Origin of the sequence: Nocardia sp. CA-120079 (assembly GCF_050955745.1) — a bacterium.
Lineage (GTDB): Bacteria > Actinomycetota > Actinomycetes > Mycobacteriales > Mycobacteriaceae > Nocardia.
On record NZ_CP192088.1, the window covers coordinates 2,673,304 to 2,690,126 of the forward strand.

Consider the following 16,823-nt stretch of genomic DNA (forward strand, 5'->3'; position numbering starts at 1 on the left):
TCTGGCGGTGTGTAACTCATGACGATGTTGGCTCTGGAGATCGGGCCGAACGGTTTCGCGGCGAGTCGGGTGGCCGACAATGTCGGCGAGGACGAGATCCGGCGGGCCCCGATCCCGGCCCGCGCGGCCTGGGACAGCTGCCGTGACCTGCTGCTCGAGGCCGCCGGCGGCGAGGATGTGACCCGGGTCGGCATCGGCTCCGTCGGCCCGCTCGATATGGCCGCCGGTGTGGTCGCACCGCCCGGTATCGCCGAGTGGGGGACGGGTTTCGGGATCGTGGCGGCCGTGGAAAAGCTGTTTCCGAACGCCATCGTCCTGTTGGCGCTCGACGGCGTGTGCCTCGGCCTGGCCGAGCGCAACTTCGGTGCCACGAACGACGTGCTCGACGCACTCGCGGTCATGGTCTCGGACCGGATCGGTGCCGGGGTGATGGTCGGTGGTTTCGTGGTGGTCGGTCGGACCGGAAACGCGGGAAACCTCGGCCATGTGCTGGTGCCGGGCTTCGATGAGCGCTGTGAGTGCGGGGGCCGGGGCTGCCTGGAGGCGGTGGCGGGCGGAATCTCGGCGGTGAAATGGGCACGCGCGCAAGGCTGGCAGGGCACCTCGGTCGACGACCTGGTCGGTCAGGCACGTGCGGGTGACGAACTCGCGGATGCCGCGCTGACCCGGGCCGGAACGGCGCTCGGCGGCGCGATCGCCTCGGTGGCCGCACTGCTCGACCTGGACCTGGTCGTCCTCGGCGGCACGCTGGCGGCACCGGGCACCTCGCTCTGGAAGGCGCTCGGCGCCGCTGTCGCGACGCATGCCAGGCTCGGCTATCTGACCGGATTGCGGGTCGTGCCATCGGAACTCGGCGAGGTCGGCGTGCTGGCGGGTGCCGGCGTATTGGCGTTGACGGCGGGAGAGGGCTAGCCCGTCGCGGTTGCGGGCGTGGAATTACAGCCTGGGATCAGCGAGTTCGTCGCTGGTCCCAGGCTTTGCGCTGCGATTTGCCGCATCTCGCGCGAACTGCGCTGAGCTGCGGGAATTCTGACGTCCGTACACACGTTCTTAAGCGGACGTTAAGAAAAGACCGCTCGGTGAACATGGGGTGGTCGCGTCATGCAGACTGCAACTGATGTCGACATCTGTAAGCCTGTTGAACGAGCCGTTATATAGCGGTACATTATCCGTGTCACACACAGGTGGCGGCTTCCGACGAACGGTTGATACGGGCAGTGCGATGACAAGTGGCGCAGTAAATCCTTGGATAACGATCGAGACGTTGACGCCCGAGGCCATGTCGGTGGCGTCGGTAGGGGACGCTCCGCGTGGATTCGCCGACTGGCAGCGAGTGCTGCAGCGGCTGATGGCGCGGACTCCGGCGCTCTACGACAGCCTCAAGACTCGCAGCCTGATCGATGCGATCCGGGCAGCGCGCGACGAGGCCGAGGATGTGGATCTGACGCTCGCGACCGGTTCGGGTCCACATGCGCTGCGGATACGACCGGTGTTCGGGCCGGGTGGTGATGTGCACGCAGTCCGTTTGTGGATGGGCTCCGCCACCGCGACCTGCCCCGAATTACCGCCTGCGGTTGGTGCGATCTGGGACCTCGATACCCAGACCATTCAGCAGCCGATCGGTGCGACCCGGCTGACCGGGAACTCGGCCGAGCAACACGTGCCGGTGATGTCGATCGCGGAGTTGTTCCATCGGATCTCGGCCTTCAATCGACATGCCGAGGTCCTGGATCTGCTCTACAGTCCTACGGCCGGTGACAAGCTCCAGTTCGAGGTCACGGTGACCGATGGTCCCGAGCGGCCGGGACGGTGGCGGATCAGTATCCGGGCCCGCGACGACGCTCGCACGCACGGCGCGTGGTTGTTGATCGAGGATGTCACCTCGGACAATGAGCTCTCGGAGTGGCCGACCCTGGAGCGGGTCGGATTGCGCGAGGCCCACCGCCGGGCCGGAACCCACCTCGCGATCGTCCAGACCGAGCGCGCCAGCATCTCGCACTGGCTCACGGATCCGGCTCCCTGGATTCGATGGGACTACCTGTTCCGGCCGGTGGACGTCTTCCATCCGGATGACCGCGTCCGTCTGATGGCGCTGAGCGACCGGCTGCAGTCCGGTGATACGGCGGGTGTCACGGTGCGAGCCCTCAACTACGGCGGCGGCTACACACCGACGTCGCTGCTGCTTTATCCGTATCCGGGCTATCCGAGTCGGCAACTCGCGATCGCCCAGTTGGTGCGCGTCGCCGATGACATGCCGATGCTGGAATCCGGGCGCAACGCGCTGGAAACCCCGCAGGGGCAGGCGCCGATCGGGTACGACGATCAGCTGCAGTATCGGCTCGCACATCGCTTGAAACGTAGCCCTGTGTACTGACCCGCTGTCCCCATTACTGGGAACGATGACGGGGGCTGGAAATGATGCTGCTCTCTACCATTTCGGGAGTGCGGACAATGGTTGGCAGATCGACGGATTCGGGCGATGAATTACTTCGCCGAATGGTCGCACGCCGCCGCCGCGACAATGTGATCGTCGCGGTGCTCGCGGTGCTGGCCGTACTGGGTGGCGGGCACGCGATCCTCGATTTCTTCGCCTCGGATCCGCCGCCGCCATCCGACAGTGCGACGCCCGCGACCATTGGTCGCGCGCAATTGGCCGGTTCCTTCGCCCAGCAGTTCATTGTGACCTACCTGAGTTCGGTTGCCGGACAACAGGATCGGCTCGGCGAATATGTCGGAGCCAGTGCGCAGCAGATCACCCTGCCCGCGACGGCCCGGCAGGTATCCGACCCTGCCGTGGTGTACGTGTCGCGCGTGGGCAGCTTCGACACACTCGAGGTCTGGTCGGTGACCGTATCGGTCAAGGTGGGCAAATCCGCTCCGACTGCCGGCAGTGCTTCCAGCACCGCCACCGCCAACAACAGCGCTGGTGCCGACACCCGCCAGTTCTATCGGGTCGGGGTATCGGTTCTCAACGGTCGACTGCGCGCGCTTGCGCTGCCCGCTCTGGTCGAACCGCCCAGCCGCGGCGCCGATCTGGCGCAGGCATACTCCTCGCCGTGTACGGCGGACACGCCGCTCACACAAGTGGCTTCGGGCTTTCTGGCGACCTATCTGACAGGTAACGGCGATGTAGGCCGGTACGTCACGCTGGACGCCGGCATCGCCGCGCTGCGCCCGGCCCCGTTCACCGCCGTGGAGACCGTCGCGGTCACCTCGGACGACAACAGTTGTGGCACAGCGCGTACGCACGCGCAGGTGCTCGTCACCGTCAATCCCAAGGCCGACGGCGGGGCGGTCGCGACGCTCGCCTATCCGCTGACCATGGTCCGCGACGGTGGCCAGTGGCAGGTGCAGTCGGTCGATGCCGTACCCGCGATGACCAACCCGCCTGCCGTGATCGCCGACCAGCAGAACTCGCGCGCAAGTGCGCCAAGCTCGACGACCTCGCTGCCGTCGACGACGGTGCAGATTCCGCGGGCTACCCAGAACTGATACGAAAGAGGCACGGCCATGGGTAATTTGAGCGCCATCCTGTACAACATCCTGATCTTCGTCCGCTGGGCGGGCCTGATCCTGATCACCATCCTGAGCATGGGTGTGCTGATATCCGAGGCGGCCAAATCCAAGCTGTCGCCCGCGAAGATCCTCGCCGTCGCCGGATCGGCGCTGCTGGCCGCGGTCCTGTTCTGGATACTCCCGACACTGGTCAACTACGCGCGCACCGACTCCAACATCGTGGTCCCCGATCACCCCATCGGTGGCTATCGATGAGTCAGCAGGTGATCAAGGTCTTCACGCCGATCAAGCGGGTTCCCACCATGATCGGCAAGGCCCAGAACGGGCAGAAGCTGCCCTTCGGGCCTTACACGCTGCCGCAGGTCGCGGGAGCGGTGGTGTTGATGGTGATCACCTCGGTATGCGCGATGGTATTTCCGGTCAATCCGGCAGTCACCTTTTTGGTTGGGCTGGTGCTGACGATCGGCGTCGTCTTCGCTATCGGACTGGTGCCGTACACCGGCGTCCGAATGATTTCCCGGGCGTTGTGGGTGGGGCGGCTCATCGTATTTCGCAAGCCGGTGTCCGCATCAGGTATGCCGGTCAACGCCGATTCGGCGCGTCACACCATGTTCATCGAAGAGTCCGTCGTCTTGGTCCTGCCGGATAGTCCGACAAAAGCAGTGGAGAGCGCGAAACCCGATATCCAGTTGCTCGATGTGATCGGTGTCGGCGGCAGCGGGACGGACCTGCGCAACTGGATCAACGGTAACGGTGGCCCAACATCGGAAGGGAGCCGCTGATGGCGTTCGGACGAGATCTACAGCCCACCGCCGCGATTCGCGGAAATCTGCAATTCACCCATTCGGGTCTGGTCACCGCGACCTACTTCATCAATCCGCTCGGCTACGGATTGCGCAAGGCGAGTGACAAATATGACGTGAAGATGGCCCACCATGCGTTGATCAACAGTCTGCCGAGTGGTTCATTGTTGCTCGGCATCCAGGCGCGGCTGAATACGATCGACGTGCTGACCAAGATGGTGGAGGGCGTCGATCTCGACGAATGTGAGGATTACGCCGACGAGGTCGTGGCATCGTACGAGCGAGTCCGTGCGATCGCACCGCAGACCCGGATCTTTCTGCTGACAATTCCGGTCGGCACCGCGAACTCCGGTATTTCGGCGCTGTCGCGGATGTGGCGTGGCAGCACCACAACGATCGACGCGACCGCCATCTCACGCGCTGACCTGGATGCCTACGACGATAAGGCGAACGAGATCCTGTCCCGGATCGGCGGCGATTTCGATCCGATTCCGGTGCCCGCCGCGCTTTTCCAGTGGCTGTGGGAGCACTACCTGTCGCGCGGCGCGGCGGGCGATCCGGTGGCACCGACCCGGGTGGGCGCGCTGGACGACGCGACGGCGGCGGTGTTTTCCTCCGCGGCGCTGGACGAGGGCGCCCAAGCCGACAGCAATCGGCGGATTCGGCCATCCTTCGTTCCGGTGATCAAGGTCGTTCAACCGGATTACGAGTATCGCCCGTCCTATCAGGCGATGCTCACTCCGCATTCATTCCCCTACGCGGGCATGCGATTTCCCGGGGGCAGCGAGTTCCTGAATGTGCTCGAGGGCCTTGGCGACGTCACGGTCGACTGGGGGATGCGGGTGTCGACCAAGCCCGCGGACCAGGTGCTGAAGAACAATGAACTGAGCCTGCGCCGACTTGGTGAGCAGATGGATCAGCGCGACCAGGAGGTGTCGTTCGCGCAGAACACGCTGACTTCGAAGGCCCAGATGCTGGGCGAATACAACCAGCATTTCGAGGTCAACGGCGGTGAGTCGGAGGTGTCCTTCACGACTGTCATCGCCATCGGTGGTCCTTCGCGTGAGATCACGATGGACGCGGTCAATAATCTCAAGCGCCGCTACAAGCGATTCCAGGTCGATATGACGGCACCGCTCGGCACGCAGGTCGATCTGTGGTCGATGCTGGTCCCGGGCAGCCCACCGCGCCGCGCGTTCGACGATTTCGCGCATATCGTGCCCTCGGATATGTGGTCGGGTTTCGTCCCGTTCATCACCAGTCAGATCGGCGACGACAGTGGCCCGGTGATCGGGATCAACCTCTTATCCGGTCAATACGAGCCGATCCACTTCGGCATCATGGAGGCCGCACTGCACGATCTGTCCGCTTCGTTCGCGGTCACCGGTGAACTCGGGTCGGGCAAATCCTATTTCCTGAAGCTCATGGCGGCGCTCGTACACGATATGGGCGGGCAATTCCTGGCCATCGACCGCAGTCAGGTCGGGGAATGGGCGCATTTCGCCGCGGCGATCGATAATGCCGTCGTCATCGATTTGGCGAATCCGACGGTGTCTTTGGACCCGCTGCGCATGTTCGAACCCAAAATCGCCGGCGAGCGCGCGCTCGACTCGATCCTGCCGCTGCTGGATCTGTCGCCGACCTCGGGTGCGGGCGCCGCCGCGAGCAATCTGCTGACCGCCCGCGGCATTGCCGAACACGGCATCCGCAGCTTGCTGGATCTGTTCCATGTCGTGCGGCGACTGCGCGATCAGCCCGGCAATCAGGAGGAATACGCCGACCTGGCCGCGCGCCTCGGCACGATTGTCGAGCGCGTGCCGGTGCTGTTCGACCCTTCGCTCAAAACATTGCGGCTCAATGCCGCTGCCACGGTCATCCGCAGCCACCAGCTGGCGCTGCCGACCGCGGAAGAGCTCACCACCCCGCATCTGTACAACCGCTTGCCGCTGACCAAACGACTCGGAACCGCACTCTACGAACTCGTCGGCGTCGCTGCCCGCGAGGCCTTCCTCACCGATAACGGCAGGTTCGGGCTGCTGGTGGGTGATGAGGCGCACCATTTCACACAGACCCAGGTGGGATCCGCCGTCACCTCGGACTTCAGCCGGGACGGCCGTAAGCATCTGGCGGCGATCGGCTTGGCCTCGCACGATCCGGCGACCGACTTCCAGGGCGCGGCGCACAATCTCATCCCGAACCGGTTCGTTTTCCGTCAGCGCGATGAGACCTTGGCGCGCAACAGTTTGGAATGGCTCGGCGTCGATTTGGAGGAAGCGCCGTTTCTACTGCAGGTCTTGCGTGAGGAGACCTCTCCGCCGGTCGGTACCGGCCGTCAGGTGCCCGAGGAACGCCGCGGTGAGATGTTCATGCGTGATGCGCTGAACCGGATCGGGCGCGGCAAGGTGCTCGGACCGGCCCGGATCGATCGGGCTGCGGCGATTACCAGCACGCCGACTTCCGGTGGGGCCGCGCGTACCGCTGCTCCGGAGAGACAGGCAGTCCGGTGAGATTCGGTACCGGTCGCGATGGTCGACGAGGATTGTCCGACTTCGGAATGGCCGAAGAATCGGAGCTATTCGATCCGGTTCGATGGCGCCCGTCAGCGATATTCCGACGATGTCGCAAGTGGATCGGCGCGACGCGCCGTCGGCGCTGGACCACATGGACGATTATCGCTCTTGTCGTGCTGTTCCTCTGTCCGGGCATCATGGCGGTGCTGGCCACGGCGGAAACCAGCACGGGGACCGTGTCCGCTCCCAATAGTGCGCTGAGCTGGATGCGCGTCAAAGATTCTTCGGGCGTGGAACTTTCGAGTTACTTGTTCGCCACCAATCGCGGCGGTGTGTTGAACCCGGGAAACCTCGTAATGTCGTTCCTGATCATCGTGCTGTTTGCGATCTGGCTTGTTATTACGGTTACCGCGATCTGGTTGCCCACCGATACCCTGGACTTCGGGTGGCTGACCGTCGTCAGCAAGCCGCTGGAGGCTGTTGCGCACAGTCTGTCGGGGCAGATCGCGACACCGATCATGCTGCTGACTTTTGTGGCGATCGGCGCGATTCCGGTTGGCGTATTCATTGTGCGCGGCTATTTCTCCAAGGCCTCGATGCAGGTCGTGATGATGGTGGGGGTGGCGATACTCGGGCCGCTCTTCCTGGCCGAGCCGCTTGCTGAGGTACTGGCCCCTGACGGACTGCTGGCGCAGGGGCGGAACCTGGGCATTTCGGTGGCGGCCGGTTTGAACGGCAATAGCAATCCGAATCCGAACCAGTTGATCCAGACGATGCAGGCGGACATGGCGGACAATTTCGCCCGAAGTCCGTTGCAGGTGTGGAACTTCGGGCATGTGGTCGACGACCGGGCGTCCTGCCGGGCGGCGTGGTCGGCCGGTGTCATGGCCGGTGACGAGGACCGGGTCAAGAACGGGATGAAGTCGTGCGGGGACAGCGCCGCCTATTCTGCGGCCGACAATCCGAGCGTCGGTCAAATCGGCGCCGGAATTCTGCTGCTGTTGTCCGGCACGGTGCTATTGCTATTCGGTGCATACCTGGCCATCAAGGTCATATGGGCCGCGCTCGATTCGATCTACTACGGATTCATGACCATATTCGGATTCGCCGCGGGCGGATTCGTGTACGGGCCGACGCAGACGTTCACCATTCGCTGTGTCGTACACGGATTCGTGTCGGCCGGGCGTATGGCTGTGTTCGTCATATTCCTAGGCGTCTATGAGCTGTTTCTCGGCGATCTGTTCCAGCAGGCGCGCGGTCAGGTCATGTCTGTATTCGTCATCGTAGCGATCGTGGAAATCGTCGCCATCTTCCAGTTGAAGCGACTCAACGCGGGTCTGGAGAAAGGCAACGACTGGATTGCCAACCGTTTTGCGCTGGCCATTCAGAACGGTGGCGCCAGAGCCGGCTCGGGCGGTGGTGGCGGTGGCGGGACCGCGCTCGGTATGGGGCAATTCGGCACGAGCCACAAGATGGGGGGCATGGGGTTGATGGCGCTGATGGGCGGCGCGAGCACGCTTGCCAACTCGCCATTGACCGAATGGATGATGATGGGGCTGCCCGGATCGTTCCACCCGCAATCCAGGCTGAAGAAGGCAATTACGGAAGCGCAGGGAGGTGTGTGGGCCGAGGACGGTCGGTTCGGTGGGCGATTCGGCTGGTATTCGCAGTCTTACATGAACCGCGAACTCTTTGCGGCTAATGCCGCCGCGGAAGCTGGAGCATACGGCGGTTTGGACTCGTTCCTGGGCAATGCCGCAGCGGTGCAAGGTGTTATCGACGTCGGTGGCACTGCGGCTGATGCGTACGGGGCCATGATCGGTTCCGGTGCACGAAACGAGGAAAGGGCGCGACTCGCGGCACGTTCGCGTGCGACCATCGCCGGGGCTGCTGCCAACGAACCACTTCAGGATCGCGACCTGGCGTTCTTGGCTGCCTCATTGCGGCACACCCAGAATTCGGCACGCCTGCTGATCAATGGCAACGGCACTGCCGAGGAGGTCGCGGCCAATATGGGGACCCTGCAGCAGGCGGCCCGGGAGTTCCGCCGAGTCAGGGCGGGCGGCGTTACTCTGGCCAATAACGTCGATCCATATTTATCGCATGAGCGTTACGTCCAGGAGTACATGAATAATGGCCGCCCCCGTCATGTCAACTATGATCCTGATGCGGCTCGAGCGAAGATGGAGGCGCTCAATGATGTGATAAACAACGGTTCCGCCGGATATGTCCGTGGGAGCGGGAGCGCCGAAAGGGACAGGCTGTTCGATGCCGGTGTCGATGAGACAACGGCGGATCGTATGAAGCAGTGGGTTATGAACGAGCATGCGAAGGACGCGCAGACGGCCACCGAACGGCTGATTAATAACGCGGCTGACCCGGAGGCAATTCGTGATCTCCGGGATACGGTCTACCAGGCTGTTCGAACAGAACATTTGGCCGCCGGTCGTACCGGCGATCTGTCGAATACGGTGACGCCGCGCGGAACAAATGCGAATCATCCTAGCTGGGCAAGGACAATGAGTCAGGTCGAACGGCTGCTGCGGAATTAGGTCTACACCTCGGAAAGATAAAGTCGCTCGTCCTGTGCGGAGAGGTATTCGATGATCGGTCGGCTCATGTTCCTCGCCATGGTTCCCGCTTGGGCGTGGTTGTTGCTGGCGGTGGTATCCGGACTGGGCACGTTTCTCGTCATCATGGTGCTCGTGGTCGGCGGAACGACATCGGCCATCTCAGCCGACCTGCACTATCAGTGCGACAGTGCGGTGGGTCCCGACCCGTCGCTGACCGAGACCTCCACCCCGCGCACGACCGCTGCCTCCAGTTCGGGGGCGGCCGCTGCACCCTCGACCGCCCCTAGCGCCAACCCCTACGCGGAATTGACTGTGGCACCGGATGACACGACCGCCTCCGATTGGCAGCGCGCTTGCGTGAGCGCGATCCACACCGCGCCGTATCAACTGCCGCCGCTGCAGACGACCATGAGCGGACTGCTCGGTGACTGTGCCCGCGAATTGGCCATCAATCACGCGTTGAAAGCGTCGGCGGGAAGTGCCGACGGTGCGCCGAGTGGCGCCTCGAGCGCGGCAGGGTTGACGCGGGATGTGATCTATCAGGCCTCGGCTGCCGCGGTGACCGGGCATTGCGATCCGACGACGCAACCGCCGGACGACACCGAACCCGTCGCACCCCCCAACAGGGCTACGTCATCGCAGCCAGGATCGACGGCGGCCGCGTGCGGGCAGTCGTCCAGTATCGGGAAAGCGGTGATCGTGCTTCCGAAAACCGTTGCGGCCCAGGCGGCGTGCGGACAGCGGGTCGATCCCGGCGCGGTCTCGGCGGGTGATCTGGTCTTCTGGGACTACCGCAGCAACGCGCCCACCCGGACCGGAATCGCCCTGGGCGCAACACAAGTCATGACTTATGATCCCTATTCCGGACGGTTCGTCGAGCAGTCGATGCCGACGGGCCGTGATGTCCGCATCAAACGAGTGCTGGGGGGTGGATCGTGACCAGCGCGGAGGTGTGGCCTGCGGACTACCAGGTCGAAGTTGTCGACGAGCCGACCGAAGGCGCTGGGGGAGAGGGGGATTCGCAATCCGGCTCGGCGACGCCGTGGTCGGGTAAACAAGAGCGCAAGGAAAAACCGCGCGCGGGCACCGGTCCGGCTAATCCGGGGTCCGGTACGTCGCCTGGGCAGAACGGTTCATCACCGGCACCGGGGCAGAACGGTGCGCCCGCGACGCCGCAGGGGCAAGCTGCCCTGGGCGGATCCGCTCCGGGTTCGGCTGCGGCGCCGCAGGGAAATATTGTTGCGCCGCCGGGTCAGTCGGTGGGGCAACCGCCCCCTGCTGCGCAGCCGGCGCCGCAGGCGCAGGCTGAGCCTGGTCCTTTGGTGGATCCGGATACGGTGGCGGCGTTGGCGCCCGCGGCGCTCTCGGCGGGGGCGATGGCGTTGGGTGTATTGCCGATGCTGGCCTCGGCGTTGGCCGGTTTGGGCTCCGGTGGTGGCAGTGGTGGCGGTACGGGTACCGGTAGCGGTTCTGCCGGTGATGGTGCGGATGGGGCCGAGGGTGGGTTGTCGCCGGAAGCGCAGAAAGCGTTGCAGGCGTTGAAGTTGCTGGCCGCTGTTTATGGTGACGGTAAGACCGATGACCCGGAGGTCAAGCAGTTACGGCAGCAGTTGGGGATCAACGGGACCGGTTCGGGGGCGACCGCGATCAAGGCGCGGCAGCTATTCCAGCGCAACGCGGCGACCGCGTTCAACAACCTCGACAACCAATTAGCTTCCTACATCACGGGTTTGGCCGGTAACCACAAGGTCGACAAGAAAGCGGTCACCGCGCTGATCCGTGAGGTCAACGTCGCGCTGGCCGAACTCGGACCCCAGGCCTACACCAAGGCCGGACGCCAGAAGGTCCACCAAATCCTCACCAACGCACTACAAAAAGCCAGCCAAATCGTCACCGGCAGCAACGCCAGCGCATCCGACACGGCAAGCGCGATCAACAGACTCACCAACCAGTACCTCTACAACATCGCCGGGAAAAAATATGCGGGCTCGACCGCCGGTACGTCCGCTGCCGCGGACAAGGCGGTCCAGGTCGCCCTGGCCCAACGCGGTGATCCGTATGTGTGGGGTGCCGAAGGTCCGAATTCCTTCGACTGCTCGGGATTGATGCAATACGCCGCAGCTCAGGCGGGTGTGAAGATCCCACGCGTGGCCTCCGCCCAGTATCAACAGTTGCCGAAGGTCAATCCGGCCGATATCCGCCCCGGCGACTTGATCTTCCCCGACGCCCAGTTCAACGGGGGCAGCCCTGGTCACGTCATGATGTATATCGGAAACGGCCAATGCGTCGAGGCCCCGCATACCGGTGATGTCGTCAAAGTGGTCAATCTGCCGAGCGGTTATCACGCCAGCCGGTGGTCTTGACAGTCGAACTCCCGCCCCCGCGTCCGCTCAGTAGCCGACGTAATGTCCGCCCTCGTGCATCGACTGGATGCCGGGCACATTGCTGACCGAACCGTAGCGATGGATGGCGTAGCGCACGCCCGCGATGATGTTGTCGACCGGGTTCCATACATCGCGGTGGCCGGGCAGCGAGTAGGCGTTGAAGGTGGGATCGATGGTCTGCATCAGGCCCTTGGACGGAGTTCCCTTGGCGGCGTTGCTGTCCCAGAGATTGATCGCATTCGGGTCGCCCGCGGATTCGTGCTGGATGATCGCCGCGATATCGGCGGGATTGATGTGCCGGGTGTCGTAGCCGTTGGCGGCCAGGATGCGCAAGGCGTCGTTGATCCACTGACCTTGGCGACCCGACGGGCGTGTGCGCGGCGGACGTGCGCTGGACCCGCTGGTGCTCGGCTGGGCCCTGCGCTGCGGCGGCTGCCGGGTAGGGCGCGCGTTCCGCAGGAAGCGGTCGGCCAGTGCGGCAACTTTGTCCGCGGTGATCGCCGCGGCGGCCTGTCCCTGTCCGAGCACGGTGCCCGCACGCTGTAAGGCATTGCTGAGTGTGGTGGTAAGCATTTGCCGTCCGGCGGCGGTATCCGCGACGCCGCCGAGTGCGGTTATTGCCGTATTGACCTCGGCGATAATGCCATCGATGGCGGCCCGGCCCCGGATGGTGCTATCGGCGGTGCCGCCGAGCAGGCGGCCGAGTTCGGCGTTCAATGACTGTGTCGATTGCGCACGATTTGCCGTGTCGAGGTTGTTCGCCGCGTACCGGTCGCCCGATTCGCCGGGCCATGACGTCGGTTGTCCGGAGCCGAGCGCGGGTGGTGCGTAGGACTGACCGGTATCGGCGGTGGGGTCGGCCCTGCCGTACTGGGCGGCCATGGACGCCAGCGCACCGAGAGCCGCCGCCGCGTATGGTGCGCTGGTGCCGAATCCGGCGAGTGCGTCGGGTCGGGCGATGGGCGATCCGGTTGCGGCGGTACCGGATTCGGCCACCGGTGCCGCGGCCTGGCCGCGCGCGGCGGCGGTCGCGGCAGGCTGCTGCGCGAGTGCGGGCGCCGGTCCGGTCGGTGCCCGCGGCGAACCGCGTCGCGTCGCGTTCCGGTGTGGTGTGGATGTCGTTGTGCCGGGCCGGGGCTCGTGCGCGTCGCCGAGGCTCGGATCCGGTGTGTCCCGCTGCGGTGGTGGCATCAGTAGGGCTCGTACGCTCGGCCGCTGCGTACCGCCTTGACGCCCGGCACATTACTCACGGAGCCGTATCGGCTTATCGAATAGCGGACCCCGGCGACGATATTGTCGACCGGGTTATAGATGTTCTTGTGCCCGGGCGCGGCGTACTGATTGAAGGTCGGACCGATGGTCTGCATGAGCCCGATCGAGGGGGTGCCCGCGGCGGCATTGGAATCGTAGTTGTTGGTGGCACTGGGATTGCCGCCTGATTCGTACTGGATGATGATCGCGATGGCTTGCGGGTCGATCGTGCTGATGTCGTAGCCCAACTGCTGCAGCACCTGCAGTGCCTGCTTGATCCAGTCGCCGACGGTGCCGCCGGGCATCTCGCCGCTCGTGCCGCCCGAGTATTTCTTTCCGGCGATGTTGTAGAGGTACTGGTTTGTGAGCCGATTGATGGCACTGGCGGTACTTTTCGCGCTGGCGTTGCTGCCGGTGACGATTTGGCTGGCTTTTTGTAGCGCGTTGGTGAGGATTTGGTGGACCTTCTGGCGTCCGGCCTTGGTGTAGGCCTGGGGTCCGAGTTCGGCCAGCGCGACGTTGACCTCACGGATCAGCGCGGTGACCGCTTTCTTGTCGACCTTGTGGTTACCGGCCAAACCCGTGATGTAGGAAGCCAATTGGTTGTCGAGGTTGTTGAACGCGGTCGCCGCGTTGCGCTGGAATAGCTGCCGCGCCTTGATCGCGGTCGCCCCCGAACCGGTCCCGTTGATCCCCAACTGCTGCCGTAACTGCTTGACCTCCGGGTCATCGGTCTTACCGTCACCATAAACAGCGGCCAGCAACTTCAACGCCTGCAACGCCTTCTGCGCTTCCGGCGACAACCCACCCTCGGACCCATCCGCACCATCACCGGCAGAACCGCTACCGGTACCCGTACCGCCACCACTGCCACTACCACCACCAGAGCCCAAACCGGCCAACGCCGAGGCCAGCATCGGCAACACACCCAACGCCATCGCCCCCGCCGAGAGCGCCGCGGGCGCCAACGCCGCCACCGTATCCGGATCCACCAAAGGACCAGGCTCAGCCTGCGCCTGCGGCGCCGGCTGCGCAGCAGGAGGCGGTTGCCCCACCGACTGACCCGGCGGCGCAACAATATTTCCCTGCGGCACCGCAGCCGAACCCGGAGCAGAGCCCGAACCAGCAGGCTGGGCACCCGAATTCGGGCCCTGGGCAGCCGCTCCCGGCGGCACCGCATTGTTCGTCGCCCCCTGGTTCGCCGGTGCCGAGCCGTTTTGGCCCGGCGCCGCCGGCTGGCCGGGCGCAGCTGGATTCGTGCGTCGCTGTCGGTTCGACCAAGGGGTTACCGGAGCGGATGGCCCCGGCTCGGCATTGTCACCATCGGTCGGATGCTCAACGGCGATTTCCGCTTCGGCGCTGGTCACCGCACACCGCCGAGCGTCCACCGCGGGCGGGTACAGGTGACCGGCGGCGCCGGACGCCCGAGCGGTAGGCGGGGGAGGAGGTGCATGCGGTTTCTCCTCCTGCGACGATCGCCCGGCGGACCGGAACAACTTGGTGGCGACGGAAATTCGTGCACGTCAGTGCATGCTCTACCGTCATCATCCTGACTCGTTCGGCGCGCGCCGAGTTCCCACTGCTGGGAATCCTAAACAATGAGGGGGTCGATAGACCGTCCGTGCATGGTCGTCAACGATCTATTGCGGGTAGGTGCGCGCCGACATCGGATAGGTGATCACAATGGGTTTCAGTTTATTCGGCCTCAGCGGGGCGGACCTGGCCATCGGCGGCTTGACGACCGCGCTCTCATTTGTTCCGGGAGTCGGGACGGGCCTTTCCATGGTCATCGGTGGCGCGGCAGCGGCACTGCAGGCCAAGCTCGAGGGCAAGGGCTGGGACGAAGCTCTCGAAAAGGGCATCGTTGTCGGCGCCACGAGTGGGATCGCCGGCAAGCTCGTTGGTAAAGCGGTACTGGGTTTGGCGCGGGGGGCAGGCGGGAAGCTGGCCACGAAAGGCGTGCAGGCCGGGGCTCAAAAGCTACGCTACGCACCATGGGGGATGACTGCGACGCGAGCCGTGGGCCGCGGCGCGGGTGCCGCAATTGCGAACTCACTCTACGGTTCGTTCACGGGAGGATCGTCCAGCGCTGTTGGTGAACTACCCATCAAACCCATCTCGTAACGGATCCGGCCGAGGAGCAGCTCCTTGAAAATTCACCAAATGTGGATGCCTGATCCCAGTCAGATGGGCGACGGGACAGAGTATGCGCAGTACAGGCCGCTGCCGTCGACGACAGATTGGTACACGAAGCTGCCCAAGCAGTTCCAAGCCTATTTCGACAGTTGCGGCAACGGCGACGAGAATAAGGGCAGCCCGCCGGATATGCCAGTGCCCGACCAGGTCAAGGATTCGGCCGTGGCCCAGGCCCATTTCTCGAACTACGGGAGCACGGCGACCAGCCTGCGTCAGGCGGCTGACTTGATCGATGACTCGGCCAAAACGATTGCGCCCCTGGCCAAGAAGACCGAGGAAATCTCCATTGCCGCGCAGAAGGCCGTCAATGCAGGAATCGACCACATTACCAACCAAGCCCCGACTGTGCCCAAACCGGGGATGAAGGAAGATCAGCACATCTACGAGTTCTGCAACGAGGCGATCCAGTCCGTCGCAAGCGCTTTCGACGAGGCGAGCGGCGCTAACAAGGACACTGCGGGCAATGCCGACAAAGAGTCCGCGAAACTCAAAGAGCTGGAAGAGCAGATCAAGAAGCTCCAGCAGGAGAACGCGAGCCTGAAGAAGCAACTTGCCGACCCGGCGGACGTGTCCCAGGTGCCTGCGGTGAACCCCGCCCAGGATCCCGCCAACGTTGGTTCCGTCGATGACGGTTCCACGGTCCCCGGGCTGGACGATCTCAATTCGGATACCCCCGGAGTCGACACCGGAACCACGCCGACCGGTGAGTCGCTCGACGACAAGGTGCAGCAGGCGCTCGACGGCCTCAACAACAGCGGCACGACGCCGAGTGCCACCACACCGGCATCGGTGCCGGATACGTCCGCCGCGGCATCACCGGCGAGTTCCGGTATGGACATGATGAGTTCGATGCTGCCGATGCTGATGGCGCAGATGATGAACCGCGGTCAGGCCGATACCGATCTGAACAACCGGCGCAGCGAATACGATCCGTACCAAGATCAAGTCGCCCCCGTACCCGCGGCCGTCGCACCGGCCCAACCGGCGGTGCAGGCCGCGACCAGCACGCCTGCGCCGGCGACCAATACCGGACCTCCGGCGAATTCGTCGTCGTCGCAGCCGACGGCCGGAATGCCGGGCCGTACACCGAATTCCGATGGAACCGTGGTGTACACGTTCCCGGACGGCCGGACCCAGAAGGTATCCGTCACTGTCGCACAGGCTTTGGATGCGGCGTTCGGCAACGCCAGCGGCACCGACGCTCAGGCGGCATACGCGAAGACCCCGGCCAAGTGGTCGGACAAGAAGCAGATCGGCACCCCGGTCGATCCGTATCAGCTGATGACCGGCGATGTCGCGGTCTGGGACGGGCGCACCGCGATCGTGGTGGCCTTCCCTGCCGACGACGGTGGCACGCTGGAGGTCGTGGTCAACGGCCAGATGAAGCAGTTCGCCCCGGAAATGTCCGACAGCGCTGGTGAATTCGGCCAGTTCGTCGGCTTCAACCATCCGAAAGGCATCGAGGCGACCGCGCCGGAGGATCACGATCAGGGCAAGATGGGCGGTATGCCGGTCACTGGCGATCCGTCGGCGGGTGCGGCCATGCCGGCCGTGGCCGCTCCGGCATGATCGTGAGCCGGATGGTGAGAG

The 16,823-nt window shown here is 64.4% G+C and carries 13 protein-coding genes; 11 read left to right on the plus strand and 2 right to left on the minus strand.

The genetic code is table 11. The features are described from left to right. The first annotated feature begins 18 nt into the window (after positions 1-18). From ACQPYR_RS12275 to ACQPYR_RS12315, 9 genes are all read left to right on the plus strand, one after another. Complete coding sequence (locus ACQPYR_RS12275) at positions 19-912, plus strand: ROK family protein (RefSeq protein ID WP_433631277.1); 894 nt, start codon at positions 19-21, stop codon at positions 910-912. 310 nt (positions 913-1,222) lie between these two features. Beyond that, complete coding sequence (locus tag ACQPYR_RS12280) at positions 1,223-2,374, plus strand: GAF domain-containing protein (protein ID WP_433631280.1); 1,152 nt, start codon at positions 1,223-1,225, stop codon at positions 2,372-2,374. Between the two features lie 77 nt (positions 2,375-2,451). Beyond that, positions 2,452-3,492, plus strand: a complete 1,041-nt coding sequence (locus ACQPYR_RS12285; protein ID WP_433635111.1) for a conjugal transfer protein — start codon at positions 2,452-2,454, stop codon at positions 3,490-3,492. Between the two features lie 18 nt (positions 3,493-3,510). Then, on the plus strand, positions 3,511-3,771 hold the full coding sequence (locus ACQPYR_RS12290; protein WP_062991015.1) for a hypothetical protein: 261 nt from the start codon (positions 3,511-3,513) through the stop codon (positions 3,769-3,771). 8 nt (positions 3,772-3,779) lie between these two features. Then, complete coding sequence (locus ACQPYR_RS12295; RefSeq protein WP_433631283.1) at positions 3,780-4,298, plus strand: hypothetical protein; 519 nt, start codon at positions 3,780-3,782, stop codon at positions 4,296-4,298. Beyond that, positions 4,298-6,826 carry an ATP-binding protein gene (locus ACQPYR_RS12300; protein WP_433631285.1) on the plus strand — a complete coding sequence of 843 codons (2,529 nt, stop codon included), beginning with the start codon at positions 4,298-4,300 and terminating at the stop codon, positions 6,824-6,826. Before ACQPYR_RS12295 ends, ACQPYR_RS12300 begins: the two co-directional genes overlap by 1 nt. Before the next feature lie 47 nt (positions 6,827-6,873). After that, positions 6,874-9,381, plus strand: coding sequence for a hypothetical protein (locus tag ACQPYR_RS12305; protein ID WP_433631288.1), 2,508 nt, complete (start codon positions 6,874-6,876; stop codon positions 9,379-9,381). 51 nt (positions 9,382-9,432) lie between these two features. Beyond that, a complete protein-coding gene (locus ACQPYR_RS12310) occupies positions 9,433-10,341 on the plus strand; it encodes a hypothetical protein (protein ID WP_433631291.1) in 909 nt (302 codons plus the stop codon). Next, positions 10,338-11,765, plus strand: coding sequence for a DUF4226 domain-containing protein (locus ACQPYR_RS12315; protein WP_433631294.1), 1,428 nt, complete (start codon positions 10,338-10,340; stop codon positions 11,763-11,765). Before ACQPYR_RS12310 ends, ACQPYR_RS12315 begins: the two co-directional genes overlap by 4 nt. A 27-nt stretch (positions 11,766-11,792) precedes the next feature. Here the strand turns inward: ACQPYR_RS12315 and ACQPYR_RS12320 are convergent, their stop codons facing one another. After that, positions 11,793-12,977: a transglycosylase SLT domain-containing protein gene (locus ACQPYR_RS12320; RefSeq protein WP_433631297.1), complete on the minus strand. Its 1,185-nt coding sequence runs from the start codon at positions 12,975-12,977 to the stop codon at positions 11,793-11,795. After that, complete coding sequence (locus ACQPYR_RS12325; RefSeq protein WP_433631299.1) at positions 12,977-14,404, minus strand: DUF4226 domain-containing protein; 1,428 nt, start codon at positions 14,402-14,404, stop codon at positions 12,977-12,979. The genes ACQPYR_RS12320 and ACQPYR_RS12325 overlap by 1 nt, the downstream gene beginning before the upstream one ends. Before the next feature lie 316 nt (positions 14,405-14,720). Between ACQPYR_RS12325 and ACQPYR_RS12330 the strand changes: the two genes are divergently transcribed. Together ACQPYR_RS12330 and ACQPYR_RS12335 are read left to right on the plus strand one after the other, a co-directional pair. After that, positions 14,721-15,161 carry a hypothetical protein gene (locus tag ACQPYR_RS12330; protein ID WP_433631302.1) on the plus strand — a complete coding sequence of 147 codons (441 nt, stop codon included), beginning with the start codon at positions 14,721-14,723 and terminating at the stop codon, positions 15,159-15,161. Positions 15,162-15,206: 45 nt separating this feature from the next. After that, positions 15,207-16,802 carry a hypothetical protein gene (locus tag ACQPYR_RS12335; protein WP_433631305.1) on the plus strand — a complete coding sequence of 532 codons (1,596 nt, stop codon included), beginning with the start codon at positions 15,207-15,209 and terminating at the stop codon, positions 16,800-16,802. Positions 16,803-16,823: the final 21 nt, after the last annotated feature.